Origin of the sequence: Flavobacterium sp. ABG (assembly GCF_001027725.1) — a bacterium.
Lineage (GTDB): Bacteria > Bacteroidota > Bacteroidia > Flavobacteriales > Flavobacteriaceae > Flavobacterium > Flavobacterium cupriresistens.
Map to the genome: position 1 here is coordinate 1 of NZ_LEKS01000065.1, position 501 is coordinate 501.

The 501-nt window shown below is 36.5% G+C and carries 1 pseudogene; it reads right to left on the minus strand.

Annotated elements, in window-relative coordinates:
• Positions 1-26 precede the first annotated feature (26 nt).
• A pseudogene (locus tag AB674_RS21680) lies at positions 27-501 on the minus strand (UDP-N-acetylglucosamine 1-carboxyvinyltransferase); the annotation flags it as partial.

Genomic DNA, 501 nt, shown 5'->3' on the forward strand with positions numbered 1-501 from the left:
CGATTTTTTTTTAATAATTTAGAAGTTTATGCTCGAATGATATTAGCTCCAATCGCTCTTAAGCGTTCGTCTATTCGCTCATAACCTCTATCTATTTGTTCAATATTTTGAATGGTACTTGTTCCTTTAGCTGAAAGAGCCGCAATCAATAAGGAGATTCCAGCACGAATATCCGGTGAAGACATTGTTGTTGCTTTCAATTGTGATTTAAAATCATGCCCCATAACCACTGCTCTATGCGGGTCACATAACATAATTTTTGCTCCCATGTCGATTAATTTATCTACAAAAAACAATCGGCTTTCAAACATTTTTTGGTGAATCAATACATCTCCTCTTGCTTGTGTGGCTACAACTAAAACGATACTCAATAAATCAGGTGTAAATCCTGGCCATGGTGCATCAGCAATAGTAAGAATAGAACCATCAATATCCGTTTTTACCTCATATCCATCTTCGTGAGCAGGAATGTAAATATCATCTCCTCTTCGTTCCAATGTG